General features: G+C 52.4%; 28 protein-coding genes and 4 pseudogenes. 18 read left to right on the top strand and 14 right to left on the bottom strand.

The genetic code is table 11. The annotated features are described in order from the left end of the window. Window positions 1-344: 344 nt before the first annotated feature. A pseudogene (locus HA41_RS13555) lies at window positions 345-470 on the top strand (DUF4113 domain-containing protein); the annotation flags it as partial. Between the two features lie 157 nt (window positions 471-627). Here the strand turns inward: HA41_RS13555 and HA41_RS21010 are convergent. Beyond that, window positions 628-804 (bottom strand): hypothetical protein, encoded by a 177-nt coding sequence (locus HA41_RS21010; protein ID WP_158086623.1) that lies wholly within the window; start codon window positions 802-804, stop codon window positions 628-630. Window positions 805-865: 61 nt separating this feature from the next. Beyond that, complete coding sequence (locus HA41_RS13550; RefSeq protein WP_069730047.1) at window positions 866-1660, bottom strand: ParA family protein; 795 nt, start codon at window positions 1658-1660, stop codon at window positions 866-868. Between the two features lie 213 nt (window positions 1661-1873). On the opposite strand from HA41_RS13550, the gene HA41_RS13545 reads away from it, so the two are divergent. Continuing rightward, window positions 1874-2557, top strand: a complete 684-nt coding sequence (locus tag HA41_RS13545; RefSeq protein ID WP_069730048.1) for a hypothetical protein — start codon at window positions 1874-1876, stop codon at window positions 2555-2557. Between the two features lie 910 nt (window positions 2558-3467). Here the strand turns inward: HA41_RS13545 and HA41_RS13540 are convergent. From HA41_RS13540 to HA41_RS13530, 3 genes are all read right to left on the bottom strand, one after another. Continuing rightward, entirely contained in the window at window positions 3468-4235 is a 768-nt protein-coding gene (locus HA41_RS13540; protein ID WP_103797669.1) for a site-specific integrase, read from the bottom strand. Between the two features lie 62 nt (window positions 4236-4297). Further along, window positions 4298-4951: a hypothetical protein gene (locus HA41_RS13535; protein WP_233215900.1), complete on the bottom strand. Its 654-nt coding sequence runs from the start codon at window positions 4949-4951 to the stop codon at window positions 4298-4300. Window positions 4952-5002: 51 nt separating this feature from the next. After that, window positions 5003-5308 carry a hypothetical protein gene (locus HA41_RS13530; RefSeq protein ID WP_094121214.1) on the bottom strand — a complete coding sequence of 102 codons (306 nt, stop codon included), beginning with the start codon at window positions 5306-5308 and terminating at the stop codon, window positions 5003-5005. 541 nt (window positions 5309-5849) lie between these two features. Between HA41_RS13530 and vapB the strand changes: the two genes are divergently transcribed. Together vapB and HA41_RS13515 are read left to right on the top strand one after the other, a co-directional pair. Next, window positions 5850-6080 carry a type II toxin-antitoxin system VapB family antitoxin gene (vapB, locus tag HA41_RS13520; RefSeq protein WP_031378113.1) on the top strand — a complete coding sequence of 77 codons (231 nt, stop codon included), beginning with the start codon at window positions 5850-5852 and terminating at the stop codon, window positions 6078-6080. Further along, window positions 6077-6491, top strand: a pseudogene (locus HA41_RS13515) (type II toxin-antitoxin system VapC family toxin). Before vapB ends, HA41_RS13515 begins: the two are co-directional and overlap by 4 nt. Window positions 6492-6622: 131 nt before the next feature. Here HA41_RS13515 and HA41_RS13510 read toward each other — a convergent pair. Continuing rightward, window positions 6623-7527 (bottom strand): annotated as a pseudogene (locus tag HA41_RS13510) (LysR family transcriptional regulator). Window positions 7528-7624: 97 nt separating this feature from the next. Between HA41_RS13510 and HA41_RS13505 the strand changes: the two are divergent. The 5 genes from HA41_RS13505 (at window position 7625) to arsH (ending at window position 10474) form a co-directional block, all read left to right on the top strand. Then, window positions 7625-8152 (top strand): GNAT family N-acetyltransferase, encoded by a 528-nt coding sequence (locus HA41_RS13505; protein WP_094121212.1) that lies wholly within the window; start codon window positions 7625-7627, stop codon window positions 8150-8152. After that, on the top strand, window positions 8149-8811 hold the full coding sequence (locus tag HA41_RS21420) for an MFS transporter (RefSeq protein WP_233215901.1): 663 nt from the start codon (window positions 8149-8151) through the stop codon (window positions 8809-8811). Before HA41_RS13505 ends, HA41_RS21420 begins: the two co-directional genes overlap by 4 nt. Before the next feature lie 107 nt (window positions 8812-8918). Next, the gene (locus tag HA41_RS21415; RefSeq protein WP_244175126.1) at window positions 8919-9374 is read left to right on the top strand and encodes an MFS transporter; all 456 of its coding nucleotides are present in this window, start codon (window positions 8919-8921) and stop codon (window positions 9372-9374) included. Window positions 9375-9422: 48 nt separating this feature from the next. Continuing rightward, entirely contained in the window at window positions 9423-9755 is a 333-nt protein-coding gene (locus HA41_RS13495) for an ArsR/SmtB family transcription factor (RefSeq protein WP_007749362.1), read from the top strand. Window positions 9756-9760: 5 nt separating this feature from the next. Further along, window positions 9761-10474: an arsenical resistance protein ArsH gene (arsH, locus tag HA41_RS13490; RefSeq protein WP_031374857.1), complete on the top strand. Its 714-nt coding sequence runs from the start codon at window positions 9761-9763 to the stop codon at window positions 10472-10474. 65 nt (window positions 10475-10539) lie between these two features. Here the strand turns inward: arsH and arsC are convergent, their stop codons facing one another. The 6 genes from arsC to cadR all read right to left on the bottom strand — a co-directional run bounded on the left by arsC (window position 10540) and on the right by cadR (window position 15144). Further along, window positions 10540-10968 (bottom strand): glutaredoxin-dependent arsenate reductase, encoded by a 429-nt coding sequence (gene arsC, locus HA41_RS13485; protein ID WP_031374858.1) that lies wholly within the window; start codon window positions 10966-10968, stop codon window positions 10540-10542. A 49-nt stretch (window positions 10969-11017) separates the two neighbouring features. After that, entirely contained in the window at window positions 11018-12301 is a 1284-nt protein-coding gene (locus tag HA41_RS13480; RefSeq protein WP_046289579.1) for an arsenic transporter, read from the bottom strand. Window positions 12302-12398: 97 nt separating this feature from the next. Continuing rightward, the gene (locus HA41_RS13475) at window positions 12399-12752 is read right to left on the bottom strand and encodes a metalloregulator ArsR/SmtB family transcription factor (RefSeq protein WP_031374859.1); all 354 of its coding nucleotides are present in this window, start codon (window positions 12750-12752) and stop codon (window positions 12399-12401) included. Window positions 12753-13004: 252 nt separating this feature from the next. Continuing rightward, the gene (locus HA41_RS13470) at window positions 13005-13958 is read right to left on the bottom strand and encodes an arsenic resistance protein (RefSeq protein WP_233215904.1); all 954 of its coding nucleotides are present in this window, start codon (window positions 13956-13958) and stop codon (window positions 13005-13007) included. Window positions 13959-14031: 73 nt separating this feature from the next. After that, window positions 14032-14397 (bottom strand): ArsR/SmtB family transcription factor, encoded by a 366-nt coding sequence (locus HA41_RS13465; RefSeq protein WP_094121211.1) that lies wholly within the window; start codon window positions 14395-14397, stop codon window positions 14032-14034. 288 nt (window positions 14398-14685) lie between these two features. Beyond that, entirely contained in the window at window positions 14686-15144 is a 459-nt protein-coding gene (gene cadR, locus HA41_RS13460) for a Cd(II)/Pb(II)-responsive transcriptional regulator (RefSeq protein WP_031374861.1), read from the bottom strand. 319 nt (window positions 15145-15463) lie between these two features. Here cadR and HA41_RS13455 point away from each other — a divergent pair, with 319 nt between their 5' ends. Beyond that, window positions 15464-17854 carry a heavy metal translocating P-type ATPase gene (locus HA41_RS13455; protein WP_072051050.1) on the top strand — a complete coding sequence of 797 codons (2391 nt, stop codon included), beginning with the start codon at window positions 15464-15466 and terminating at the stop codon, window positions 17852-17854. Window positions 17855-18076: 222 nt separating this feature from the next. Here the strand turns inward: HA41_RS13455 and HA41_RS21785 are convergent, their stop codons facing one another. Both HA41_RS21785 and HA41_RS13445 read right to left on the bottom strand, forming a co-directional pair. Then, on the bottom strand, window positions 18077-18403 hold the full coding sequence (locus HA41_RS21785; protein WP_072051049.1) for a four-helix bundle copper-binding protein: 327 nt from the start codon (window positions 18401-18403) through the stop codon (window positions 18077-18079). A gap of 289 nt (window positions 18404-18692) precedes the next feature. Next, the gene (locus HA41_RS13445) at window positions 18693-18923 is read right to left on the bottom strand and encodes a hypothetical protein (protein ID WP_094121210.1); all 231 of its coding nucleotides are present in this window, start codon (window positions 18921-18923) and stop codon (window positions 18693-18695) included. 287 nt (window positions 18924-19210) lie between these two features. On the opposite strand from HA41_RS13445, the gene HA41_RS13440 reads away from it, so the two are divergent. From HA41_RS13440 to HA41_RS13405, 8 genes and pseudogenes are all read left to right on the top strand, one after another. Then, window positions 19211-21031 (top strand): copper resistance system multicopper oxidase, encoded by a 1821-nt coding sequence (locus tag HA41_RS13440; protein ID WP_094121209.1) that lies wholly within the window; start codon window positions 19211-19213, stop codon window positions 21029-21031. 133 nt (window positions 21032-21164) lie between these two features. Further along, window positions 21165-21974 carry a copper resistance protein B gene (locus HA41_RS13435; protein WP_143807333.1) on the top strand — a complete coding sequence of 270 codons (810 nt, stop codon included), beginning with the start codon at window positions 21165-21167 and terminating at the stop codon, window positions 21972-21974. Between the two features lie 31 nt (window positions 21975-22005). Beyond that, window positions 22006-22386 carry a copper homeostasis periplasmic binding protein CopC gene (gene copC, locus HA41_RS13430; protein WP_046289581.1) on the top strand — a complete coding sequence of 127 codons (381 nt, stop codon included), beginning with the start codon at window positions 22006-22008 and terminating at the stop codon, window positions 22384-22386. A 4-nt stretch (window positions 22387-22390) separates the two neighbouring features. Next, window positions 22391-23323 carry a copper homeostasis membrane protein CopD gene (gene copD / locus HA41_RS13425; protein ID WP_094121208.1) on the top strand — a complete coding sequence of 311 codons (933 nt, stop codon included), beginning with the start codon at window positions 22391-22393 and terminating at the stop codon, window positions 23321-23323. A 25-nt stretch (window positions 23324-23348) separates the two neighbouring features. Beyond that, window positions 23349-24028: pseudogene (locus HA41_RS13420) on the top strand (heavy metal response regulator transcription factor). Beyond that, the gene (locus HA41_RS13415) at window positions 24025-25431 is read left to right on the top strand and encodes a heavy metal sensor histidine kinase (protein ID WP_031374865.1); all 1407 of its coding nucleotides are present in this window, start codon (window positions 24025-24027) and stop codon (window positions 25429-25431) included. Before HA41_RS13420 ends, HA41_RS13415 begins: the two are co-directional and overlap by 4 nt. Before the next feature lie 127 nt (window positions 25432-25558). After that, entirely contained in the window at window positions 25559-25909 is a 351-nt protein-coding gene (gene copM / locus HA41_RS13410; protein ID WP_031374866.1) for a CopM family metallochaperone, read from the top strand. Window positions 25910-26341: 432 nt separating this feature from the next. Next, window positions 26342-26884: a recombinase family protein gene (locus HA41_RS13405; protein ID WP_031374867.1), complete on the top strand. Its 543-nt coding sequence runs from the start codon at window positions 26342-26344 to the stop codon at window positions 26882-26884.

Here is a 26884-nt window from a genome sequence, read left to right as displayed (position 1 = left end):
GATTTATTCAACAAAGCCGCCAGTCATCTAAGAACGGACTTTCCTGACCGGTTCCCTAATTACTAACACAGATTTTTGCTAGTAACTTCCGCTTTTGGCACACAGCGGACATTCAGTCCGGTTAAGCTTCCCTGCCTGAGGCGAACGAGTCTGGCGTGCAGTGCACAATTAGCCCTGAATGCCACTGAGAGTGACACTGATGTTAAACGGCACAGCGCGCCCGGCATAGCCGGTTACAGGCACATACATCGCTGCCGCATCATACCTTTCTCTGAACGGCTTAAACCAACTCCTAGCAAAAAATCAGCTATGGTAAACCTTTTTAACTACGGTGAACGGGCTTTACGGCGCTTGGGAGTCTGTGGTTTGCAGGCCAGGGTATCAGTAATGAATGGAAGATGAAGCGGGAAATGCTCAGTCCAGCATGGACGACCAACTGGAAAGACACCCCTGTTGCAACAGTTTGCTGATCCCCCACTATCAAAGCATCAGCATGATAATTTGTATATACATTGGCATATACATAAAGTCTCACTTTTCCACTGCATTGCCTGGGACGCGGCAAAAAAGCCTATACAATTGTATAGGCTTTTACTTTACTTATGTATATACACTTGCATTTACATATCAGGTGTTTTCAACCAGTAACTGCGCCAGTTTCTGAATCAACTTATCGTCATCGAGATAACAGGCAGCTCTCAGCACACGGGAGCGGGTAATATTTTTCTGCGGAAGCTTCTCCTGCATTTTCTCAACCAGCATGGACAGGGCATCATCATCAAGACCGGTGAGGCGCAGGTTCATTTGTCTACCGGTTGTAATATTTCGCCGTTCAACAACGCGTGTTACGCCTTTCGCGATGCGATCACTTCTTCCCACCCTTGACCTCCTCAATCTGCTGCAATAGCTCTTGTGTGAACGCTTTATAGTCACGATAAGGACGTTCGTTTTTAGCGAACATCATTACCGGGCGATGCACATCTGTAGCCTGCTTGAAAAGCTCACTCTGACGGATTTCAGTTTTAGCGACTGTATAGCCAGCTTCACTGATGTACCCATCAATGGATTTTTTCATTTTGGAGTGAGATTCATTCACCTTTGTCTTTACAAGTGTATATACAAAATCATCATTGCGCTTCACTTCACGCACTACCTGGAAAAGGTCAGCGATTCCTTTAACTGCCCTGCGATCCATATCGACCGGAACGACAATATTATTAGTGATAAGCAACGCGTTCTCGATGCTGAGGTCAATCGCCGGACGCAGATCAATAAGAATGTAATCGTACTCAGTTTTTAGTCTGGCGAGCCCCTCTTCCAGAATATTGAGCCTGTGACGAAAACGCTCGGCGCTTCGCGCTTCCACAGCCAGCGTAATATCAGCCGGAATGACGTCAAGATTCGGTATGGCGACCTCACCGTCCAGCGCGGTGTAAACCAGTTTGTTCGTATCAAATTTCGGGTCTTCGAAGAGATCGGTGATGGTGTAATCTTCATCCCCACGACCAACGTCATCGCTCAGGTTTCCCTGATGGTCAAGGTCAACCAGCAGAGTCCTGTACCCAGCGGCAGCCAGTGCACAACCGACAGCAATACAGCTCGTCGTTTTGGCCACGCCACCTTTACTGTTCGCAAAAGAAATAATGTAGGGCTTGTTCATCTGACACCACCATGTATATACAAAGTTATATACATATTACGCAGATCCTGGAATGTGTCAATGTATATACAAAAGCATATGCAAAGCTATTTATGTATATACATTTGCATATACCAAAACAATTAAATAAAAAAACACGTTGCTCTCTTAACTTGACTTAATGAGCACCATAATTCAATTTGTGGCTTAATTAAGAAAAATGAGGAGTAAGGTATGAGAATCAGGTTTACGCTGACTGAAGGGTTCGACAAGACTTATCACCCGTTGCGCTTCCAGGGTTTCTGGAACGATCAAGGATACTGTTATCTGCGCGTGCAAATTGCCCAAGGCAAAATAGTGTTTACCTGCGCTCAGTTACTGAACTACTACAACACCTCAATAACGAATGCAGCTGAGAGCGTACGCATATCTGCGATTAATGCGCTGATGCAGGATGGAGCGCTTAAGGTCTCGAACAGGAAAAATTTTAGCGATCTCTTCAAGTCTGAGCAGCGTAAAAGCCGTGAGTTTGATGCATGGATATTTGACTACATCAATGAGAACTCAGTCTGGATTGAGTATTACCACCCTGAAATCAGCCTGAATAATGGCCACCGGTATACCACTATCAAGTTTGAAGGCAACGATGACCCTGTATGGTTCAGCACCTCCAGGAAATCGTTGGAAGAAAAATATCCGGGTCTTGAATTTTCTGTTGATGAAAATATTCTGCGTAACTGGGTTGGCACCAAACTCACGGTCTCGGATATCAAAAATCTACTCAGAGAAAGAAACTGGACGATGAAAGAAGTGGCCGAAAGATGGCGACGCTCTGAATCATGGATGAGCAAGATCGTCAATGACCCAGACAGAGATCCATACTGGGAGGATGCCTTTAAGGGCTTACCTTCAAAGTAGAACTGCGCGTAGACGTGCAAACTGTCCGCCCTGCGTTGCCGTCTTAAGTAGCCCAATTTTGTTTTGTAAGCATGCACTTTGTATATACATGAGCATATACAAAATAACATCAATACGTGTTGTTAGATTTTCAGAGCATAATCCTCACCAATAACTATTTGCATATACTAATGTATATACATAATAGTAATATGATGATGAAAAATACCATTAAAAGCATAAGCTTAATTTTTCCGGCGACTAACAAACGATGAATTCAGGATAATCAGTAGGGAAGGGTGAATTATTAGTCAAAGCAGATAGGAATATAGGCTGGTTTTAGTTATGGGAAAATTGATACGAAAAAAGGCGGGGTGGTTAATCCCCGCCTTGATTCAAGTTCCTTATTCCCTTACGGGCGTCCGGTCAGTTGCTTGATGGCAACGATAAGCTCTACTCCGGTAAGCAGAATCTGCAAAACCAGGAGGATAGTTCCTAAAGTTATCACTTTTGGCATCTCCTTCTCAGGAGAGCGCCACACGTCGCAAGTGCTTTTTTGTTACCCCCTTGCGGCGCGTACGAGTAGTTAGCAGGTACAAGCAGCACTCTTTTGGGTGGAAGCAGACCGGACAGCACCACCTGTTTCCTGCCGGGGTAAAACTTTTGCGCGGCTAAGCTTTAACCCACTTCTGAGAGGCTGCAACAGCGTAGCGCTGCCAACTGCGACGAGTATAAAGCCGTGCGGTACCAGCCGCAACGTTGACGGGTTCGTCAAACAGGTTTAACATTGCTGGCAGTTAGCAGGTACAAGCAGCAACGTCCCGGCAAGCGGCTACCAACCGTTCTCCGGTACAGAAAAAACTCGGTTTACCAGACCGGGTTTTTTTTGCCCTCAACTTGCCGCTTCCTAAACACATCGCAAACTTACCTGCTAGAAGTCGATCTTTTTAAGAATGGCAACAGCTTCAGTTCCCGGCATATGAAACTGCACCCGGTGCCGGGCCGCCACGTCCAGCGCAAACACCTTTGTGTAGACCTCGGTGGACTTCATGCTTTTGTGCCCCATCAGGCTCTGCAGCGCCTTCAGCGGAATCCCCGCATAAAGCATGTGCATGGCGTAGCTGTGGCGGAAGGTGTGCGGCGTCACCGGCACGGAGAATGTGACTCCGTCACCGGCGGCTGCGGCGACAGCCTCGTTCAGCCAGGTACGCACGGTCCTGTCGGTGACTGTCCAGAGCCTTACCTTCTCGGTCCGGCCGGTTTCCGGATTGCGCCGCTCGAGCGGTATTTTGAGCGTCGCGACCATCATCTCCAGCTGAGCCACATACTGCGGATCGGAAAGCGGAACCAGCCGGTGAGGGACCACGCCTGACGGCGCCCTGCCGGGGCCGCGTGCCGCTTTTTCACCGCGCTGCTTCAGCGTGGCCAGCTGCACGTAAGGGTAGGGCGGCACCAGGCTGAAATCTCCTCTCGTCAGCGCCAGCGCTTCGTTTATACGCGCGCCGGTGTTCCAGAGGGTGGTGAACAGCATCTTGCGGTGCAGATCCGGCACGTAGTGGAGCAGTGCGCTGACTTCAGGTGCCAGTAAATACTGCGGGTATTCATCGTGCTGCGCTGCCATCTGGCGCAGCGCCAGCGCGGCCGGATAATCAATGGCGACCGGCAGCTGCGCGGGCGACTGCTGGAAGGCGTACGGCATCAAACTACTCACAGGCTGGTTTCCTCACTGCTATTCAGGAGAGGCACTGGTTCATGCCACACTCATTTATTTGTGTAATCTGCCGCCCGGCGTTTCCGTTCCTGCCGCCACACCTTCCAGAGCACGTTATATGCAGACCACTCAGTATTCTGAAGGCGGCTTTCAGGAAGTCCAACGGCTTTGCGAAGGCGCATGGCCAGAATCACCGACTTCATACCAAGACGGGAAAACTGATACTGTCGCTCCCGGAAGTAATAAGAATAATAAGGGGGATGATCATATTCTCCGACACCGGCAATCGTTCTTTGTGCCTCATTCTGAAGAACCGGCAATTCCCGGATACGGTACATTAATAGGCGCGACAGTACCCGCCAATCGCCTGATACATCTGTCAGATTTAACAGCGGATAATTTACGGTCGGCTCACGTTCGCTCTGGGGGTTATCATCGCCATGATCAGCGGCAACTCGCGCGCATCCCTCGGCGTATTGCTCAAGCAGGAAGACCAGTTCAGCGGCGATGAATATGCGCTCCCGCTGCAGTTTGTTTTCTTCTGCCTGTTTTTCATTACGCAGCCTGTCTGCAGCCGCCTTCTCCTCACGTTTCAGGGCAAAAAAGTGGTTCTGCCGGTTCATAAAATACTGAATGGTTCCGGTCAGCACACTACCCGCCAGGACTGAAATCACCGGCACCCATACGGAAATCCCGCCATCCATAAATCTGTATTCCTTCGCTGATATGTAATCTCGCTAACCCTTTTTAATTTCTTAACGGCACCAAGCCGGCCTGGGTGATGCAGAACCATTTGAGGCATCTATCGATTGAAACATAAAACGATCCTGTTCAAGATCGAATTCTACGGCATTAGCAGGCAGGGAAGAGTACGAGGGAAGCCAAGACATTTGGGTACGCCAGCGCTCAGGTCCGTCATTGACCCATCGCCAGGCCAGTTCGCCGCCGAACTTATCGAGAAGCAGAAACAGCTTTGAACCGTTGCAGTCCTCTGTCGGGTAAAACCAGACGCTTTTCTCACCCTGCTCAATGAGCAAGGCAATTAGCTCTTCAATTGCCACCTCTTAACCTCGCTAATAGTCCCACGTCGAAATCATCACCCACTGACTCATCTGACAGTCACTCAGAATTACCTTCCCGCCAGTAAATATCCATTATCTGACAATAAGCAGACTTATAAGCACGCTGCTAAATTACCGTACACCCTTACCGGCTTGATCCGACTTTTTCCCGATACGGCAGTTTCCGGAAGCGTAGCACGGCGGCAGGGCGGGGAAAAGCCCGGCGCAGCCGGTTCTGACAGTGGCCTTTACCCCATATCTTGTATGCTGAGCATCTGACCAACCCACAACATGTAGCACCCTGCGCAAAAAGCCGCCAATGACCAGTCAGGATCCGGTTATGTCTTTTTCCGGATCTCAGCTGGAAAAAGAGAAAGCAGACATATGCTGTACATATCCATATACTTTGCATATGCATATGCTTTACATACGCATATACGTACCATCTGCATATGCTTCACCTATACAAATCAGTCCTTCAGACATATACTGCACCCATGCGGGAAAACTCCCTGGCACACTCAGCATATGAGGAAAAACCATGCGCACAGTTTCTATTTTTAAAAACGGCAATAACCGCGCCATCCGCCTGCCCCGCGATCTGGATTTTGAGGGGGTGAGCGAGCTGGAGATCGTCCGGGAAGGAGACAGCATTATCCTGCGCCCCGTCCGGCCGACCTGGAACTCATTTTTTGAACTTGAAAAAGCCGATCCTGATTTTATGGCGGAGCGCGAGGACGTTGTCAGCGACGAAGGACGATTTGACCTGTGAACAAGACCTATATGCTGGACACCTGCATCTGCTCATTCATCATGCGCGAGCAGCCGGAAGCCGTTCGTAAGCGCCTCGAGCAGGCAGTGCTGCGCGGAAACCGCATTGTAATCTCGGCCATCACCTATCAGGAGATGCGCTTCGGCGCCACCGGCCCGAAAGCCTCACCGCGCCACGTGCAGTTGGTCGATGAATTCTGCACCCGCCTTGATGCCGTCCTGCCCTGGGATCGTGCCGCGGTGGATGCCACCACGGACATCCGAGTCGCGCTGCGCCTCGCCGGCACGCCGATCGGTCCGAACGACACGGCGATTGCCGGGCACGCCATCTCCTGACGCCGTGCTGGTGACGAACAATACCCGGGAATTTGAGCGGGTTCCGGGTCTGGCGCTGGAAGACTGGGTTAATTAAAGAAGAAGTGCGTTGGGGTAACGAAACTCCGCTTTGTGCCAGGAGCGGACATTGGTAGCTGGTAAACGCTGTAATGATACTTTGCCGGAAAGAGTAGATCGGACCTGTCCGGTTTAAATATCGAATAATATTTATCTGATTTCGTTTTTTGCAAAACTGCTGTGCAGGCTTTTCAGCACTTCATTGATTCCTCTGCTTACAATCCGGTCCTCCCGCATAACTGCCCCAAGCGTCCGGTGAAGAGAGGGCGTCACAGAGTAAAGATCGAGCCCCGATCTTTACTCTATGCATGCAACGGACATTCGGGGAACAATGCTGTAACCAAGACCTGCACGGACCATTCTTTTAATAGCCTCGATACTGCCAAGCTCCATGACCGCGCAGGCAATATGTCCCGTCTCCCGGAACCACTGATCAATCAGGGCGCGTGTCCCGCTTCCCGGTTCAAAGATAATCAGCGGCAGCGGCAGCAAGGCGCCCGGAGTCCATATTTTCGCGCTCTGCTCTGATGCATCCTTTTCCATGATGACAACAAACTCATCCGTACCCAGCGGGATGATGCTCAGGTTTTTACCTGCGGCTGGCAGTGTCACCAGGCCAATATCTATACGATTTTCCTCCACGCCCCGCACAATATCGGAAGTGTTACCTGTGCGTACGTCCACCTTCAGCAGGGGATGGGCCTGCCGCAGTTGCTGCAGTAAGGGGGCAGTAGATGAATACAGGCCGTTGCGCCTGTGCCGACAGTAACAGTGCCGGTTATCTCATCGGAATGCAGACTCACTGATTCAACAGCTGTACTTACCACGGCATCAATTTTCAAGCTGTGCTCAACGAGAGTCAGCCCGGCAGACGTGGGTCTTACTCCCCGGCTGGTTCGCTCGATAAGGCGGACCTGAAGCGCCTGCTTCAGTTGTCTTATCTGCAGGCTCACTGCCGGCTGCGACAGACCAAGTGCTTCAGCCGCGCCGGAGAAACTGCCCCGGCTGATAACCAGTCTGAAAGGAGCCAGATGATCGAGATTCAGGTTTGCCATCCCAAAATTTCCTTATGCTGCTGATAAGTCCTGCTGCCTGTCTGAAATTCTTCATTCGGGTTAGTCTCTGCTTCTGACCGCAGAAGGAGCCGTATCGATGGAAATAACCGAAGCAGATGAACGACATATTCCTGCCATCCAGCAGATTTATGCTTATCACGTATTGCATGGCACCGCCACTTTTGAAACCGAACCGCCGGATTCGGCTGAAATGACAGCCCGTCTGAAAAAGGTGCGGGCAGCAGGACTGCCCTGGTTTGTGGCGGTTGAGGACGGCGATATCCGCGGGTACTGCTACCTGTCACTCTACCGTGAACGGTGTGCCTACAGATTCACCCTGGAGGACTCTGTATATATTGCCCCTGGCTTTCAGGGTAAGGGGATTGGAAAAAAGCTGTTATCGAGTGCGGTCGTATGGGCAGAGGCCCGTAGCTTTCGCCAGCTTGTGGCCGTAGTTGGCAACAGCGGAAACACCGCCTCTATTGCCCTGCATAGTGCGGCAGGCTTCAGCATTACAGGAACGCTCAAATCTGTGGGCTTCAGGCACGGACGCTGGCTTGATACGGTCATCATGCAGCGTACGCTTGGGCAGGGCGACGCCACATTTCCGGAGAGTACAGGTTGACTGACGGGTATCTGACAGGCCGCACCATTTTCTGCATTGGCATGACGCAGTTTATCAACTGGGGTATCACATTCTATATGCCGGGAGTCTTCGGGAGCGCCATCATGCTGGATACAGGCTGGTCGCCGGTTGTGACATTCTCCGGCCTGACTATTGCCATGCTTGTGATGGGCCTTGTTTCGCCGCTTGCGGGTGCCCTTATAGCCCGTACCGGCGGACGTACGATGATGATGGCGGGAACCTTCGCCATCATCATCGGTTGTTTTTTGATGGCTTTTACCCATTCAACAACATCGTGGGTTGCCGTCTGGCCCCTGATGGGAGCTGGCATGCGACTTGCACTGTATGATGCCGCATTTGCTCTGCTTGTAGAAACCGCAGGCGCAGGGGCCCGCCGGGCAATTACCCTGGTCACACTGCTGGGTGGTCTCGCTTCAGTCGCGTTCTGGCCTGCTGGCGCTGCGCTACTGCACATTACCGACTGGCGGCATGCCATTATCGTTTACGGCTGCGCGGGCATTGTCAGCCTGCTTTTTTGTCCACCGTTCCGGCAGGGCATCGGAGTCAACCTCCCGTTGCCGGGCAGCCCGCTCTTCCGGCGATCGGAACAGCAGAAGACCGAAAAGCATTCATCAGCGGCCTGTGGTACGCCACGCTAATAGCGCTGATAAGCTTTGTTTCCACCGGCGTGTCCGCTCATTTTCCTCAGATACTGGCCGCTTATGGTATGCCCACCGTGGCGGGTATGTTGTGGGGAGTGGGACAGGTGAGCGCCAGACTGCTGGACGTGGCTTCTGGCGCACGTACTTCAGCGACTCGTCTGAGCCTGGTTACTGGCATTATGCTGCCATTTTGCTTTCTGGCCGGCCTTGCGGGTAATGTTACCCCAGTGGCTACAGCCATCTTTATTCTGAGTTACGGAGCTGTGAACGGACTGAGTACGGTAGTTAAGGCCGTACTACCTCTTGTGCTGTTTGATCCGCAGCAGTATGCCCGTAAAACAGGCGTACTGCTGTCACCAGCTTTTTTGCTCGCGGCGCTCGCTCCGTCAGCTTACGCCATACTGCTGGAGCGATACGGCATACCCGGAACGCTGCTTTTATCTGCCATCCTTACCCTGTTCATCACGGCGATTTCCATAGTAATCTGGCGTCGCCATCCTTCCTCTGCTGGACAGAAACGGGATAAGAACGTGCCATCCATTCCGGGGAAAAATATTTGACGCTGACTATATTTCCATTATTCTAGAAATATAGTTAAAGGAGGCCGCATGGATTTAAATACAGCAGCAAATGCACTCCGGGAGCTGGGGCACCCGACCCGTCTCAGCGTGTACCGGGAGCTGGTGAGAGCGGGTCATGACGGCCTGCCGGTCGGTGTTCTGCAGAAGCGCCTCGGTATTCCGCCCTCCACGCTCAGTCATCATATTTCCGCGCTGATGTCCGCCGGGCTGGTCAGCCAGGAGCGGCAGAGCCGTACCCTGTTCTGCAGACCCTGCTATGCGCAGCTTGAGCAGCTGATGGCCTTTCTGACAGAAGAATGCTGCGCAGGTGGCAGCTGCAGCCTGTCAACCGTGACGACTCATGAAGAGACCTCATTGTGAACAACATGAACGATATCCTGAAAAATATTGATACTTCACTCCTGGACGTGCCGCTGACTGAAGATAAGCTGAGGGCTGCAGAAGTAGCGCACCCGCCCCGCATCCTGATGCTCTACGGCTCGCTGCGGGAACGCTCATACAGCCGTCTAACTACGGAAGAGGCGGCCCGGCTGCTGACGGCAATGGGCGCCGAAGTGAAAATTTTTAACCCGTCCGGCCTGCCCCTGCCCGATGACGCCCCGGAGACGCATCCGAAAGTTGCAGAGCTGCGCGAGCTGGTTCTCTGGTCTGAAGGCATGGTCTGGTGCTCGCCGGAACGGCACGGCGCCATGACCGGCATCATGAAGGCGCAGATAGACTGGATACCCCTGACGTCGGGGGCGGTGCGGCCTTCTCAGGGCAAAACTCTCGCCGTTATGCAGGTCAGTGGCGGCTCGCAGTCGTTTAATGCCGTCAACCAGATGCGCATCCTCGGCCGCTGGATGCGTATGATCACTATCCCGAATCAGTCATCCGTGGCAAAAGCCTGGGCCGAATTTGATGAAGATGGTCGCATGAAGCCTTCGCCATACTACGACCGCATCGTGGACGTAATGGAGGAGCTGATGAAGTTCACTCTGCTGACGCGGGGTCGCAGTGACTACCTGACCGATCGCTACAGCGAAAGGAAAGAGAGTGCCGCGCAGCTGTCTGAGCGGGTTAATCAGCGCAGCATATGAAAAAAGCCGGCATCTGCCGGCTTCTGTTTTTGCGTCTCCCTTCCTGCCGGCAGCGTACTGAAAAATCAGTGGCTGATCCGGTTTCCGTGTTCATCAATGACTTTTTCGCCATCCTCTTTTGTAAATGCTTTCTGCTGCGGGTCAGGCAGAATATCCAGAACCGCTTCAGACGGACGACAGAGCCTTGTGCCGAGCGGCGTCACAACCACCGGGCGGTTGATGAGGATGGGGTGAGCCAGCATGGCATCCAGCAATTCGTCATCGCTGAACCGGTCTTCTGCCAGCCCCAGATGCTCATAGGGCTCTGTATTTTTGCGCAGCAGGGCACGTGCGCTGATACCCATATCTGCTATCAGCTTTTTCAGCTCGTCGCGGGATGTTGGCGTCTCCAGATACAAAATCACTGTTGGCTCCACGCCGCTGTTGCGGATAAGCGCCAGGGTGTTACGCGACGTCCCGCAGGCCGGATTGTGGTAAATAGTGATGTCAGTCATAAGCGGTACTCCGTAAAGGCGCTGCACAGTCGCAACACCGGGGTTAAGGTTAAACAGACAGGCGCAGGGCCAGCGCGGCCAGCGTCACAAAAAGTACCGGCAGGGTCATCACGATGCCCACGCGGAAGTAGTAGCTCCAGCTGACAGTAATGTTTTTTTGCGCCAGTACGTGCAGCCACAGCAGGGTAGCGAGGCTGCCGATGGGGGTGATTTTCGGGCCGAGGTCGCAGCCGATGATGTTGGCGTAAATCATCGCTTCCTTCACCACGCCCTGTGCGGTGCTGCCGTCAATCGAAAGCGCACCAACGAGCACGGTAGGCATGTTGTTCATGACAGAAGAGAGCGCCGCCGTCAGGAAACCGGTGCCGAGCGTTGCGCCCCAGACGCCGTGCTCTGCAAACCGGTTCAGGGCGGCAGAAAGGTAATCAGTCAGGCCGGCGTTACGAAGACCGTACACCACCAGATACATGCCCAGCGAGAAGATAACAATCTGCCAGGGCGCGCCTTTCAGCACCTTGCCGGTATCAATCACGTGTCCTTTGCGGGCAACCAGCCAGAGAATACACGCCGCCACCGCTGCCACCAGGCTTACCGGCACGCCGAGTGGTTCGAGAGCAAAGAAGCCGACCAGTAGCAGGATGAGAACAATCCAGCCGGTTCTAAAAGTGCGCGCATCGCGAATGGCCTCACGCGGCGCCTTCAGTTTCGTCAGGTCGTAGGTGGCCGGGATGTCCCTGCGGAAAAACAGGTGCAGCATCACCAGCGTGGCGGCCACGGAGGCGATATTTACCGGCACCATCACCGAGGCATACTCGCTGAAACCCAGCTTAAAGAAGTCCGCCGTGACAATGTTCACCAGGTTCGACACGATGAGCGGCAGGCTGGAGGTGTCGGCGATGAAACCTGCTGCCATCACAAACGCCAGCGTGGCGCCGGGGCTGAAGCCCAGCGCCAGCAGCATGGCGATGACGATCGGCGTCAGAATAAGCGCCGCCCCGTCATTAGCGAACAGGGCGGCTACCGCCGCACCCAGCAGAACGATATAGGTGAACAGCAGCCGGCCTTTTCCGCCTCCCCAGCGGGAAACGTGCAGCGCCGCCCACTCAAAAAAGCCGGATTCGTCGAGCAGCAGACTGATGATGATGACGGCAATAAAGGTAGCCGTAGCGTTCCAGACAATCTGCCAGACCACCGGAATATCCCCAATCTGTACTACGCCGGTCAGGAGCGCCAGGGCCGCACCGATGACTGCACTCCAGCCAATACTGAGCCCTTTTGGCTGCCAGATAACCAGCACCAGGGTCAGGACGAAAATCGCACCCGCCAGAAACATACTCTCTCCTTCTTAAATATAACCGCCCGTTAAAGCGGGCTTCTAAGTGTATGCTGCAAAACACATGCGTTTAATCGAATGTGTTTTGATAAAATTTTTACATGCAGACAACCTTGCCGTTGGTGGTTGCGTTATCGCGTTCAGCCTGCTGGCTGAGCTTAAGGATGTCATCCCGCTGGCACAGGTAAGCCTGTTCAATCACTGCTGCTGCCCAGGCTGGCATATGTGGCGATAACCGGTAATGGATCCACTTGCCGTCTCGCCTGTCGATCAGCAGCCCACTCTCCCTAAGAAGTGCAAGGTGACGGGAGATTTTTGGTTGTGATTCCTTTAGCGTGGACGAAAGCTCGCAGACGCAGAGCTCCCCTTTTTCGCGCAACAGCAGCACCAGGCTGAGCCGGGTTTCGTCAGAAAGATTTTTAAAAAGTTGCAGGGGCAGAAGTGACGGCATAATTTCTCCTTCGTGGCGGACAGCAATAAGTCTCGTCTTCTGCAGACGAAAGGTCAATTTTATATTTATAAATTCATATATGTTGTGGCGGGCTGACTGCCTTTTCTGCACAGCTGTATGCGAACATAACTATTAACAGATGAGTTCAGACCTGCCTTAGCTGTGATCTGGACCGCCATGAAGATGGCAGCTTACCGGACGTGAACCTTTTATATAATAATGCCGCCACAGCGGGCGGCATATCACTTACGCTCACACGTTATTGCGCCCCAGTCTGGGGATGAGACGCACGTAAACCAGCTCGCTGATTAGCTCAACCATGGTCTGAGCCACGATAACAGCCGGCAGGACGGGCACCGCGCCCGGAACTGCCAGCGCCAGCGGTAATATGACCAGAGAGTTTCGGGTAGCGCCACTGAAGGCAATGGCTCTTCCTGCCGCGGGCTCCAGACGAAAAACCTTAGCCATGCTCCATCCGCACAAAGGTGCTAACGCAGCAAAAGCCAGATAGACAGGCACTGCCTGAACAGCAACAGACCAGGCTTCACCCAGCTGCGGCAGCATGGCGGCCACAACAATGAAAAGAACTGTCGCAGTTGCCGGAACGGGCAGCAGACCAATACATTCGGAAGCCTTTTGCGCTAAATGAATTTTGCGGGCCATAAACTGGGTTAGTGCAGCAAGGATCAGGGGGACAGCGATAAGCCAGATGAATGCATGAATAAAGGGTGCGGGCTGCACCAGTTCAGAGGCATTTTCGCCAAGAAATAAATGCAGGTATACCGGAAGCAACAGAATCTGCACCATAAGTAATACCGGCGTGGAGGCCAGTAAAAGACGGGCATCAGCACGACCAAGTTGCGAAAATGTCACCACGTAATCTATGCAGGGAGTAAGCAGGACCAGAAGCACGCCGAGGATAAGTACCGGGTTTTGCGGAAGAAAACTGACCAGTACTGCGACCAGAATCGGCACTAAAAGGAAATTAGTCAGCAGGAGAGGCAGAATAAAACGTACTCTCGTGAACGCACCGCCAAGTTCGGCCACGGGCACTTGCAGAAAGGTGACATAAAGCATCAGAGCCAGTGCGGGATTGATGGCACTTTCCAGGCGGTCAGTCCCCGGCAAAAGCATTGCTGAAAAACATCCGGCTGCCACTGCAACGAAATAAATGGCAATTTGACTATGCTCAAGCCGGTCCCTGATCCGTGCTGCTTTATTTGCTGTTTGCACAGGCTAAATCCCTCTGTGTTGGTTATTGTGACTGCAAAAGCGATGTTCAGGCATTATTTTCAGGCCCTGTTGGCATACCGGTACATTTAGAAAATAATTCGATGGCCTGATCGCAATAATGACAATGCCCCTGACAGCAGTCGTGCATCAGAAAGGCCACTAAATCGGCCAGGTCTGTCCAGCAGGCGCTGTAGATAACCGATTTGCCTTCGCGGCGACCGGAGATAAGGCCGGCGTGCTCGAGTTCTTTCAGGTGAAAAGACACTCTGGAGGGGGATGAAGCGTCGAGAGCGGCAGCAATGTCACCTGCGGACATGCCACCTGCGCCCGCTACAACAAGCATTCTGATTATTCTGAGTCGTGATTCATGTGCCAGTGCTGACAACGCAATAAGTGCTCTGGTTTGCTCCATTATAATTCTTCATTTCATGAATATGTGAAATGAAGGGTATTTTATTCTGGAAACTTTTACCAGAGGCTATGCGATGCGGTTGAACCTTTGATGTTACTTTCCGGCGATCAGGGGCAGTCCTGCCAGGATACGCTACGAAACAAATGGAAAGTGAATGCTGAACGATGTCACACAGATTTTAACGGCAGCACATTTTCAGCTGACTGAATGGCCGGGCATGCCGGAGTAATATGGCAAAAAAAGCCTGTTTATTTAGTGAACCGTCCTGCTGATAGTAGAAAAGCAGCATCAGTATGAATGACTTCCGGCCAGATGACCTGCAGTTATAACCGGCACGATATCCTCAGGCTCTTCTGCCTGCTCCAGTTCGCGCAGAATACCGCAGTCCCGTGTTGCCCGATTGGCATTGCAGTGGCTCCGGAGCTCACAAAGTTGCTTTTCCAGCATATTCAGTTCACGGATGCGAGCCTGAACGTGGTTCAGATGTTCATTTATCAGGACATTGACCGAACCGCAGTCTGCATCAGGCTGGCTACGCGCCTGTAGCAGCACCCGGATTTCTTGATGAGTCATATCCAGCGCCCGACAGCGCCGGATAAACATCATCCTTTCCAGGTGCGCACTGTCATAATGGCGATAGTTATTACCCTGGTCCCGCAACGCGGCCTGCAGCAGGCCCTCACGCTCGTAATAACGCACCGTTTCTACCGGACATCCAGCCAGCCGGGCCAGCTCGCCAATTTTCATAACTCACCTCATCTGATCTTGACCCTGTAGTTACATCAGGGTCTTTAATGCCAGTATACGTTATGAACGGGATAAAGATATGAGTGACTGCTGCAGTAATAAAAAATGTGGTTCTGCCGCAACCGGAGAGGAGGCGTCTGTTAAAAAAAACGTTGCTGCCCCGGCAGAGGTATCCGGTAAAACGCTACAAAAAACGGCTGAGGCCACACCGGCCTGTTGCAGCACCGGCAGCTGCTGCTCACCGGACAGCCTGAGTCAGCCATCCGAATCGGTTACAGAGCATACCCGCAACGATGAAGTTCAGACGCGTCTGCGCATCATGCAGATGGACTGCCCGACGGAGGAGACGCTCCTCCGAAAAAAACTGGCAAAATTACCTGCCATCAGCAATCTTGACTTCAATCTGATGCAGAGGGTGCTCACCGTGACCCATACGCCGCAGGCGCTGGAGCCGGTTCTGCAGGCGGTGCGCTCGCTGGGTTTTGACCCGGAACCGATTGATAAAGCAATGCAGCCTGAAGGCAGCTGCTGTTCAGGCCGTGAGGCGGAAAGCACCGGCGGTTCCTGCTGCGCGCCTGCCCCTGTCACATTTGGTGAGCTGCAGACGCAGCAGGTGACCGCTGACGGGGTGCGTACCAGTATCAGGATCATGCAGATGGACTGCCCGGTAGAGGAGGGCATGATCCGTAAAAAGCTGGACGGCATGTCAGCCGTGAAGGAACTGGATTTCAATCTTATGCAGCGCGTACTGATGGTGGTTCACGCACCGGATGCGCTGGAGCCGGTTCTGGCCGCCATTCGTTCGCTGGGCTTTGAACCTGAACTTCCTGACAGCAATGGCCGGCACGCGGTCACTGAGGGAAAGAAAAAACCCTGGTGGCCGCTGGCGCTTGCCGGTGTGGCGGCAATCGCCGCCGAAGCCATGCACTGGACGGGCATGCCGGAATGGCTGGAAGCGGCTCTTGCTCTGGCTGCCGTTGCGGCCTGTGGCGTGTCCACATACAAAAAAGGCTGGATTGCACTGCGCAACGGCAACCTGAATATCAACGCGCTGATGAGTATTGCCGTCACCGGGGCGCTGGCGCTCGGACAGTGGCCGGAAGCCGCCATGGTAATGGTGCTGTTCACGATTGCGGAACTGATTGAAGCGAAGTCTCTTGATCGCGCCCGCAATGCCATCGGCTCTCTGATGAAGCTGACGCCTGAAACGGCCACGGTTCAGCAGCCGGACGGCTCCTGGAAAGAAACTGAGGCCAGGTCTGTATCCATTAACAGCTTGGTCAGGGTAAAACCTGGCGAGCGTATCGCCCTCGACGGCACGGTGATCCGGGGCAGGACCGCCATTAATCAGGCACCCATTACCGGCGAAAGCCTGCCGGTGGATAAAGGGGAAGGCGACCCGGTCTTCGCCGGGACGGTCAACGGCTCCGGTGGCTTTGAGTACCGGGTAACGGCCGCTGCCGGAAATACCACGCTGGCGCGTATCATTCATGCTGTGGCGGAAGCGCAGGGGGCAAAAGCCCCTACGCAGCGCTTTGTTGATCGCTTTGCGCAAATATATACCCCTGTGGTGTTTGCTATTGCTGTCGCAGTTGCCGTTCTCCCGCCGCTGATTGCAGGTGGAAGCTGGCAGGAATGGATTTACAAAGCGCTGGTGATGCTGGTTATCGCCTGCCCCTGTGCGCTGGTCATTTCCACGCCAGTGACCATCGTCAGCGGCCTGACGGCAGCAGCCCGCCGGGGGATATTGATCAAGGGCGGCGTTTATCTTGAAGAAGGCCGAAAGCTGAAGTGGCTGGCGCTCGACAAGACCGGCACACTGACGCACGGTAAGCCGGTACAGACGGATGCGATTATCTATACCGGTGTGTCAGAAGACGAGGGGCGCAGGCTGGCTGTGAGCCTGGCAGGTTACTCCGATCATCCGGTTTCGCAGGCTGTATCGGCGGCATCAGATGGCATTCAGCGTTATGAAGTAGAAAACTTTGAGGCTCTGCCGGGCCGTGGCGTGCGCGGCGTCATCAACGGTCAAACCTACAATCTGGGGAATCTGAGGCTGGCTGAAGAAACGGTGCGTTGCCCGGAAGCGGTCAGGGCTGCACTAACGGAACTGGAGACCGGGGGTAAAACGGTCATCATGCTCTCTGACACTCATCAGGTGCTTGGGCTGTTTGCGGTGGCTGATACGGTGAAGGAAAGCAGCCGCGAGGCGATAAGGCAGTTGCATAGTCTGGGTGTCAAAACGCTCATGCTGACCGGAGACAATGCGCACACGGCGCTGGCCATTGCCGGTCAGGTTGGTATCGATGAGGCGCGTGGGGATCAACTGCCGGAAGATAAACTGCGTGCCGTGGAAACATTTACGGCGCAGGGCACGACCGGCATGGTGGGCGACGGCATCAATGATGCACCGGCGCTGGCCCGCGCCGATATCGGCTTTGCTATGGGCGCAATGGGCACGGATACCGCCATCGAGACTGCCGATGTGGCCCTCATGGACGATGATTTGCGTAAAATTCCGGCTTTTGTCCGGCTCTCCAGGCAGACGTATAATGTTCTGGTTCAGAATATCGTTATGGCTATTGGGATCAAGGCAGTTTTTCTGGCCCTGACCATTGCCGGTATGGGGACCATGTGGATGGCCGTATTCGCGGATGTGGGTGCAAGCCTGCTTGTTGTGGCAAACGGGCTACGCCTGTTGCGTAAGTAGTCGGTATGGTTCCGTCCTGCCCGTAATCATGCCGCAGTCCAGAGCCCTCGCCACCTGAACAGTTTACAGGGCTCGTTCAGGTGGCCCTGTCTTTTGTTGCGCATTATCTGCTACAACTGCGTTTTTCCCGCGAAGGGCCAGGCAGGGCTGGCGACGCCAATTTACAGCTTTCCGGCGCATGAAGTAGCTGTCCCTTGCTTCGTACCGCAGATGACAGAAAAGTTATGCTGCCATATTTCTGCACTCCTGAGCACAATGATGGCATGCTTCTGCGCATTTTTTACAGTGTTCATGCTCATGTCGGGCGCACTCATCACCACATTTCTGGCAAATTTCTGCACAAACTCTGCAGAGTTCGGGAGCAAATTCGCTTTCAAGCGACATTAAATTTGCCGCTATCCGGCAGATGCTTGCGCACTGCATGTCCAGCCTTATGCATTCACGCATCATCTCCAGCTGAGGTTCTTTAAGGCATGACGTGGCACAGTAATCACAGGTGGCGGCACAGATATAGCAGGCTTCAATGCAGTTGCGATATTGTTCTGACATATTTTCCTCTCTTAACTTAGCTTATTTGCGAATACGTAATAAGCCTGGTACAGAATCTTCATTGCCGCAAAATACCGCTGTATTCAGCATGGGCGGCAGTTTAACGATGCGGAAAGCGGGAAGGCGGTAAAAAGAGCCCGTCGCAGCAAGACGGGCCGGCTCACGTAGGCCTTGAAAGAAGATTTACCGGAAAAAGCATTAACGATGAGGGTAAAACACAACCGCATCCCGGAGCAGTGACAGAAACGGACAGAAGATACCGGGAGAATCTTCTGTCCGGTGCAACCCCTTATTTTTCCTGCTGCATCATCCTTCGGTGCATATCAATGATGCTCTGATGTGCTGCAGAATTTGCATTATCCATACTCTGGTGCGCCAGGATGGCACGCTCATGTTCATTCATCATGGCAACAGCGTTGTTAGTTACCTGACCGTCCGGCTCTGAAACAGGATGCGGCTGTGCCCATACTGATGAGGCAGAAAACAGGGCCAGAAGAGAAACAAACATTAATTTTTTCATGTCGGCTGTCCTTACGAGTAAAAGTTAAATAATGGCGGGCCGGACGCTCTCCGGCTTCAGTCATTTTTATCGTACAGGAGAAAAAATGCCTCCGCTCGAAAATGACATAAATGTAATGTAAAAACAGCAAGTTCCAACATTACACAATTGTAATCATGCCCGTCTTTCAGCTGTGATAGCTTTCCGGTAACAAAAAATAAACTTCCTGAACGGTAAGCACGGCTTGTGCTTGCGGAGCGGAGAGATTTTTTCTCCCGGGATACTGTGAATTTTGCCGGAGCTCAGTCATGGAACTTAAAAGTTCACGACGTAATTTTATTAAAGGGATAACCGCCACCGGTCTCGTGGGTGGCCTGGGGCTGAGAACGTTTGATGCGTTTTCGGCGGTAAACCTGATGCAGTCCCGTACGCTGGCCGGGACCGACTTTGATCTGTTTATCGGCGAAACGCCACTGAATATCACCGGTAAGACCCGTTATGCAAAAACCATAAATGCGGGTCTTCCGGGACCTCTGCTGCGCTGGAAAGAAGGCGACACTGTCACGTTAAGGGTAAAAAACCGCCTTTCAGAGCCGACCTCTGTTCACTGGCATGGCATTATCCTGCCGGCAAATATGGACGGCGTGCCGGGTCTCAGTTTTCACGGGATCGAACCGGACGACACGTATGTTTACTCCTTTAAAATAAAGCAGAACGGAACTTACTGGTATCACAGCCATTCCGGCCTGCAGGAGCAGGAAGGGGTATACGGTCCGATTATTATCGATGCCGCTGAACCTGAGCCGTTTCAGTGGGACAGCGAGCATGTTGTGCTGCTGACCGACTGGTCTGATGAAAAAGCCTCAGACATTCTCGCAAAACTGAAAAAACAATCAGATTATTACAACTTCGCTAAACCCACCGCTACCGACTTTTTCCGTGATGCGCGGGAGAAAGGCCTCGCGAATACGCTGGCTGACCGGAAAATGTGGGCCGAAATGAAGATGAACCCGACAGATTTAGCCGACGTCAGTGGTTTCACATACACCTACCTGATGAACGGACAGGGACCCGGTAAAAACTGGACCGGTCTGTTCCGTAAAGGTGAGAAAGTACGCCTGCGCTTCATTAACGGCTCGGCCATGTCTTATTTTGACGTTCGTATTCCCGGTCTGAAAATGACGGTCGTGGCCGCAGACGGGCAGTATGTCACCCCCGTGTCCGTTGATGAGTTCCGTATCGCCGTTGCCGAAACCTACGATGTGATCGTAGAGCCGACTGATGACGCTTACACTATTTTTGCTCAGTCTATGGACCGCAGCGGCTATGCACGTGGCACGCTTGCCGTCCGGAAGGGACTGTCTGCAACGATTCCGAAACCCGATCCGCGTCCCTGGCTGACCATGGATGATATGGGCATGGGCGGGATGGATCATGGCAGTATGGGCGGGATGGATCACAGTCAGATGCAGGGCATGGACGGCGGTGATATGCAGAGTATGGATGGTTCAGCTGTACCAGCCCCCCCAACAGACAGCATGGCGGGAATGGATCACAGCGCTATGAGCGGTATGGATCACGCAAGCATGGCTGGCATGAGTGACATGCAGAAACACCCGGCTTCCGAAACGGGTAACCCTCTGGTAGATATGCAGGCGATGATGCCGGCACCAAAATTAAATGACCCGGGCATCGGCCTGCGTAATAACGGCAGGAAGGTTCTGACTTATGCCGACCTGAAAAGTACGTTTGAAGATCCGGACGGCCGCGAACCGTCCCGCACCATCGAACTGCACCTTACGGGCCATATGGAAAAGTTTGCCTGGTCTTTCAACGGCATCAAATTCTCAGATTCAGAACCGGTTACGCTCCGCTATGGTGAACGCGTTCGCATCGTACTGGTCAACGACACCATGATGACGCACCCCATTCATCTTCACGGTATGTGGAGTGATCTTGAAGACGAGGGTGGCAACTTCCAGGTACGTAAACATACCATTGATATGCCTCCGGGAACCCGCCGCAGCTATCGCGTCACGGCTGACGCGCTCGGGCGGTGGGCCTATCACTGCCATCTTCTTTTCCATATGGAAACGGGCATGTTCCGTGAAGTCCGGGTCATTGAATGAGGTACTGCTGATGTCAGTTTCAGGGTGGAGTGATATGAAAAAGAATGTGTCGCGTTCTGCGGCAGGATTGCTGGTTTGGTCTGCACTTGCCGGAACGACGTTTACACCCGTCTATGCCGCGCCAGCGCATAACATGCCGCAGCATGATATGTCAGGGATGGATCATCCTGCTATGGGCGGGATGGAGCCGATGGATGGTATGGAGTCCATGCAACCCGCTGCGCCAGCAGAAAGCAGAACGCCCATCCCGCCGGTTACCGAGGCTGACCGTAAGGCGGCATTTCCGGATGTCCACGGTCATAAAATTCATGACAGCAGCGTGAATTATTTTCTGCTTGCCGATCAGCTGGAATGGCAGAAAAACAACGATCCTGGCGGGTTTAACTGGGATGTGAGCGGCTGGATTGGGGGTGACATCGACCGGCTCTGGATCCGCAGCGAAGGCGAAACCAGCGACGGTAAAGCTGAATCCGCAGAAGTGCAGGCACTGTGGGGACATGCCATTACGCCCTGGTGGGATGTGGTTGCCGGGGCCCGACAGGATTTCAGGCCCGGAAAGCCCCAGACCTGGCTTGCCGCCGGCCTGCAGGGAATGGCGCTTTACAATTTTGAAACCGAGCTGACAGCATTTGCCGGCGAGAAGGGGCGAACTGCGCTGAGGCTGGAGGCGGATTACGATGTGCTGCTGACCAACCGTCTGATCCTGCAGCCTTCCTTTGAAGCCAGTATTTACGGGAAAGATGATGAAGCGCGTGAAACCGGTAAGGGCCTGTCCAGTACGGAACTCTCACTGCGCCTTCGCTACGAGGTGAAACGTGAGTTTGCTCCATACGTCGGGGTTTCCTGGAGCCAGCTTTACGGTAATACCGCAGATATGGCTGCCCGTGAAGAAGAAAAAGATAACGAAGTGCGTTTCCTTCTCGGGGCACGCATGTGGTTCTGATGCAGTTAATTTAAACAAGACAGGTATTATAATGAAACATTCATCTGCTAAGTATTTCATCGCTGTTGTGGCTTCTGTCACTGCTTTCGCTGTCCAGGCGCATCCTGAACTGGCTTCATCAGTGCCTGCAGACAAGGCACAGGTAGCGGCTCCTTCAAAGGTAGAGCTTCACTTCACCGAAAATCTGGTGACCAAATTCTCTGGCGCACGTCTGATAATGACTGCCATGCCGGGCATGTCATCGCATGCGCCAATGCCTGTTTCAGCTAAAGTTGCGGCCGGCAGCGATCCCAAAACCATGATTATCACGCCGGCAAAACCGCTGCCCGCCGGGACTTATAAGGTGGAATGGCGTGCAGTGTCATCTGACACACATCCCCGTACCGGCAACTACAGCTTTAGCGTGAAGTAATGCCATGAACGATCAGACTTTTATTGTCATCCGGTTTCTTCTTTACCTTGATCTTATGGTTCTTTTTGGCCTGCCTTTATTTGAGCTTTATGCCCTGAAAGGCGTATTGAAAAAACCGGTATCTTTGTTCAGCGTCTGGTCGTTCTTTTTCACGCTCATTTCTGCCGGGATTGTGTTGTCACTGGCAAACATGCTGCTGGTTGCCCAGTCCATGAGCGGCGTCAGTGACCCCGGTGAGCTGACTCTGCACATTATTGAAATGGTGGTCGGCGAGACCGCTGTTGGCATGAGCTGGGTCGTCCGGCTCGTTGCCCTGGCCATCGCCTTTATCGGGCTCGGTCTGCGGCTTAGGAATGCCGTACTTTCACGTTATGTTTTGATGTTGGCAGGCGGTACTGCGCTGGCGACCCTGGCATGGGGCGGTCATGCAGCCATGAATGACGGTGTGAGCTATTACGTCCATTTGTTGAGCGATATTGTTCATCTTTCCGCAGCCGGTGCCTGGGTAGGAGCCCTGACGGCTTTTACCGTTCTGCTGAGTATAAAAAAAGCCAGTAAAGCGGCTTATGCACTGCAGTTGTCCGGGGCATTAACGGGGTTTTCCCGTGCCGGCACGGTTATTGTGATAAGCATCGTGATCACGGCAGTAGTTAATTTCGTGCTCATCACAGAAAAGCCACTGAGCACTTTGCCGGGAAGCATTTACGGCCTGCTGCTGGTAATAAAGACTGCCCTGTTTTTTCTGATGTTATTGCTGGCTGCTGCCAACCGCTTCCGGCTTGCGCCAAAGCTGGAAAATGCCCTGCTTCAGGGCCACTATAAGGCGGGTATTGCACTGATGCGTAAAAGCATTATTACAGAATTTACCGTAGCGGTACTGATACTGGCCATTGTCGCCTGGCTGGGCACCCTGTCCCCTGGCACCGGTATGGAGTAACAATTAACTGCAGGAAAAACGCACCATGACAACCATGCTGATTGTTGAGGATGAACTGAAAACCGGTACTTACCTGAAGCAGGGACTCCAGGAAGCAGGCTATGACGTGACCCTGGTGAACGACGGGCGTCAGGGCCTGGAGCACATTCTGCGTCAGCATTATGACCTGATAATCCTGGATGTCATGCTGCCCTCGATGGATGGCTGGGATATCCTGCAGCAGATGCGCATGGCACGCCACGAAGAGCCCGTCCTGTTCCTGACGGCCAGAGATAACGTCAGCGAAAAAATTAAAGGGCTCGATCTGGGCGCGGATGATTACCTGCTAAAACCTTTCGATTTTGCCGAGCTTCTGGCCCGCATCCGCACGCTGCTCAGGCGTAACCGTACACAGGCTTCAGGAAACCACAGCATTGCAGATCTGATCATGGACGCCTCCCGCCGGACCGTGAGCCGGTCGGGAAAAAAATTCACCTGTCTACAAAAGAGTTTGTGCTGCTTGAGCTGTTGTTACAGCGAACCGGAGAGGTTTTGCCAAGAAACCTGCTTTCCTCCCTGGTCTGGAATATTAATTTTGAAAGCGATACCAATGTCATTGACGTTGCCGTCAGGCGGCTTCGCAGCAAGGTAGATGACGACTTTACGCCAAAGCTCATTCATACCGTGCGGGGCATCGGTTATGTTCTGGAGATACGTGAAGAGTGAAGCGTAACTGGTCCCTGACTACACGGCTGAGCGTGATATTTGCCGGTGTAATGATGTCTGCCTGGCTTCTTTCCAGCGTCCTGCTTGTTACTGCCCTGAGCAGCTATTTTCGCCATCAGGATGCCGCACTGCTGACAGGAAAGCTTGAGCTGGCAACCGAACTACTGGAAAGTGAAGCTGATTCCGGGCAGCCAGACAGTGCTTCGCTTGCACGCAAGGTTGCCGATGCCATGGTAGGTCACAGCGGGTTGTATCTGTCGATTAAAACGTCGGATAACAGGTTACTTGCCGACTATTCCTCGCCCGGTTTTCCGCTTCCTTACGGACGTTTTGCCAGCGAAGCCGCATATCCGGATACGATGCAGACAGTAGAGGATGAAGGCTGGCGTTATAATGTTATTGTCAGAAAAATCAGTGCGCAGAAAGCAGGCGGACAACATGATGTCCTGATCACAGCCGCTTATGATACCGGCTTTCATGATGAATTTATCAGCCAGCTCAAAAAATGGCTGCTCTGGTTCAATGGCGGGCTGATGTTCATTTCGGTATTACTGGGCTGGTTTGTCACAAGGATGGGTCTCAAGCCGTTGAATGAATTAAACCGTCTGGCCTCCGCTGTCACCATCAACAACCTCAGTAAACGTCTTCCTGCGCGCCATCTGCCGGCCGAGCTGATGGCTACCGCGGCTGAATTCAACAGCATGCTTGAAAGGCTGGAGAAATCCTTCAGGCGCCTTTCTGAGTTTTCATCGGACATTGCCCATGAGCTGCGTACGCCTGTCAGTAACCTGATGATGCAGACGCAGGTTGCCCTGTCCCGGGATCGTGATGCAGCCAGTTACCGGGAGGTACTTTTCTCTAATCTGGAAGAGCTGAGCCGGCTTGCAAGAATGAGCAGCGACATGCTTTTTCTGGCGAAGTCAGAAAATGGCCTGATGATACTGGAGAAGCAGAACGTCTCATTACACGAAGAGCTCGAAGAACTGATTGATTTCTTTGAGCCTCTTGCTGGTGAAAGTCATAAAACGCTGAAGCTTAAAGGTGATGCTCTCGTCAGAGGCGATCGCCTGATGCTGCGTCGTGCGCTGAGTAATCTGATCACCAACGCCATAAAATATTCTCTGCCGGGCTCTGCCATATCCGTATCAGCAGAGCATAACTCGGACAGGGCCTTTGTACATATTTCCAATCACACAGAAGATATTGCACCGGAAAGTCTGGGCCGACTGTTTGACCGTTTTTACCGGGGCGATGCATCCAGGCAGCATAATACGGATGGCGCGGGACTCGGTCTTTCTATTACGCGGTCCATTTTGCTGGCCCATGAAGGCGATCTGCAGGTAGCCGTGAATGATAATGTCATTACGTTCACGGCCATCATGCCGGCAACAGAGGGACCGTAACAACAAAACTTTCCGGGCTAAAATTTCATGATTTGAACTGCTCTGTATCAAGGTTATGTTCCCGGACATATGAAAGGATGCCCGGGAAAACCTGAAGTAAATATCTTACCTATAAAGGAGTTACCTTATGAAAAAACCGCATATGATTCTTGCCTCCCTGCTGTTTGTCCTGCCGGCTGCGGTTATGGCTCAGCAACCGGCCTCAAAAATGACGCATGAGATGAGCATGTCTCCGGCCTCAAAAGAGTACATGTCAGGTATGCAAAAGATGCACAGTAGCATGATGAATGCCCTGAAGGAGCAGGACGCTGACAGGGCGTTTGCCAAAGGCATGATCGAGCATCACAGGGGCGCGATTGCCATGGCTGAAACGGAGCTGAAATACGGGAAAGATCCGGAAATGAAGAAGATGGCAGAAGATGTCATCAAGGCACAGAAAAGTGAGATAGAGCACATGGAAGCGTGGCTGAAAAAATAACGGTCATCCGGCTTTATAAATGCTCTGAAGGGTTCTGCTCAAAGAACCCTTCAGTAAGCTCACATCCATTATACGCTCAGCTAAACCGGTTTAATTTTCCAGCGTCATCATGTAGATATATCTGACGCCACTATGTTAAAGCCTGATTATCACCAACTGATATTCAGGGGTAACCGTGTTTAAATAATCGTACCTCAATCAACCAACTTCATATTTTATTTTGATAACCTTATTAAAGGGAATCTTGTTTTTAATATTATCAAAATTATAAAACACAAATAAAAAAACGAGATGTTTTTGTGTGAATTCTACCGGTTAATATTGCAGTTGTTATCATTTTATTATGTCATTTGAGTATACTCTAATGTCATAGTCATAAATTTGACGTTTTAGGCTTTAAGTCATCATCTATAAGTCATGGCTACTTGAAAAATGTACATTTTTGCGTACCTTCGCGCATCGACCCGGCAACAAGATGCCGAGCGTGCTAAAAATAGCCTGCAGCAATTTGTAGCTGAGCGCGGCCATCGTGTAGCAAGCTGGTATGTAGAAAATGTTTCTGGTGCTTCACTTCAGCGGCCCGAACTTATGCGGCTACTTGAAAATGCCTCGCCAGGGGATGCCTTACTGATTGAGCAGGTAGATCGGCTATCTCGTCTTGATGATGCTGGCTGGATAAAACTCAAGGAATTGATTAACAGTAAAAGTCTGTCGATAGTAAGTCTGGATCTACCAACCAGTTACGCCGCGCTGGAGAACCAGAGAAGTGATGACTTTACTGCTGCTATGCTCAGAGCAATAAATGCAATGATGTTAGATATGCTTGCAGCTATAGCTCGTAAGGACTATCAGGATCGCAGACGCAGGCAGCAAGAGGGTATTAAAAAAGCTGTTGAGCAAGGAAAGTTCAAAGGAAAGCAGGCTAACCATCAAATGCATAAAAACGTTATAGGGGTTCGCGGTCCAATGATGTAA

This window comes from Pantoea conspicua, assembly GCF_002095315.1.
In the GTDB taxonomy this organism is placed as follows: Bacteria; Pseudomonadota; Gammaproteobacteria; order Enterobacterales; family Enterobacteriaceae; genus Pantoea; species Pantoea conspicua.
Note: the sequence above shows the minus strand (reverse complement) of the source record. Positions and strands in the feature narration are given on the sequence as shown.

Coding starts and splice junctions, on each gene's coding strand:
- HA41_RS13475 (WP_031374859.1), bottom strand. CDS start 12,752: ATGCCGTCACTTCTGCCCCTGCAACTTTTTAAAAATCTTTCTGACGAA.
- copD (WP_094121208.1), top strand. CDS start 22,391: ATGAACGATCAGACTTTTATTGTCATCCGGTTTCTTCTTTACCTTGAT.
- HA41_RS13465 (WP_094121211.1), bottom strand. CDS start 14,397: ATGGAGCAAACCAGAGCACTTATTGCGTTGTCAGCACTGGCACATGAA.
- copM (WP_031374866.1), top strand. CDS start 25,559: ATGAAAAAACCGCATATGATTCTTGCCTCCCTGCTGTTTGTCCTGCCG.
- copC (WP_046289581.1), top strand. CDS start 22,006: ATGAAACATTCATCTGCTAAGTATTTCATCGCTGTTGTGGCTTCTGTC.
- cadR (WP_031374861.1), bottom strand. CDS start 15,144: ATGAAAATTGGCGAGCTGGCCCGGCTGGCTGGATGTCCGGTAGAAACG.
- arsH (WP_031374857.1), top strand. CDS start 9,761: ATGAACGATATCCTGAAAAATATTGATACTTCACTCCTGGACGTGCCG.
- HA41_RS21785 (WP_072051049.1), bottom strand. CDS start 18,403: ATGTCAGAACAATATCGCAACTGCATTGAAGCCTGCTATATCTGTGCC.
- HA41_RS13440 (WP_094121209.1), top strand. CDS start 19,211: ATGGAACTTAAAAGTTCACGACGTAATTTTATTAAAGGGATAACCGCC.
- HA41_RS13495 (WP_007749362.1), top strand. CDS start 9,423: ATGGATTTAAATACAGCAGCAAATGCACTCCGGGAGCTGGGGCACCCG.
- HA41_RS13405 (WP_031374867.1), top strand. CDS start 26,342: ATGTACATTTTTGCGTACCTTCGCGCATCGACCCGGCAACAAGATGCC.
- HA41_RS13455 (WP_072051050.1), top strand. CDS start 15,464: ATGCAGATGGACTGCCCGACGGAGGAGACGCTCCTCCGAAAAAAACTG.
- HA41_RS13550 (WP_069730047.1), bottom strand. CDS start 1,660: ATGAACAAGCCCTACATTATTTCTTTTGCGAACAGTAAAGGTGGCGTG.
- HA41_RS13480 (WP_046289579.1), bottom strand. CDS start 12,301: ATGTTTCTGGCGGGTGCGATTTTCGTCCTGACCCTGGTGCTGGTTATC.
- HA41_RS13435 (WP_143807333.1), top strand. CDS start 21,165: ATGCCGCAGCATGATATGTCAGGGATGGATCATCCTGCTATGGGCGGG.
- HA41_RS13540 (WP_103797669.1), bottom strand. CDS start 4,235: ATGCCGTACGCCTTCCAGCAGTCGCCCGCGCAGCTGCCGGTCGCCATT.
- HA41_RS13535 (WP_233215900.1), bottom strand. CDS start 4,951: ATGGATGGCGGGATTTCCGTATGGGTGCCGGTGATTTCAGTCCTGGCG.
- HA41_RS13445 (WP_094121210.1), bottom strand. CDS start 18,923: ATGAAAAAATTAATGTTTGTTTCTCTTCTGGCCCTGTTTTCTGCCTCA.
- HA41_RS13545 (WP_069730048.1), top strand. CDS start 1,874: ATGAGAATCAGGTTTACGCTGACTGAAGGGTTCGACAAGACTTATCAC.
- HA41_RS13505 (WP_094121212.1), top strand. CDS start 7,625: ATGGAAATAACCGAAGCAGATGAACGACATATTCCTGCCATCCAGCAG.
- HA41_RS21010 (WP_158086623.1), bottom strand. CDS start 804: ATGAACCTGCGCCTCACCGGTCTTGATGATGATGCCCTGTCCATGCTG.
- arsC (WP_031374858.1), bottom strand. CDS start 10,968: ATGACTGACATCACTATTTACCACAATCCGGCCTGCGGGACGTCGCGT.
- vapB (WP_031378113.1), top strand. CDS start 5,850: ATGCGCACAGTTTCTATTTTTAAAAACGGCAATAACCGCGCCATCCGC.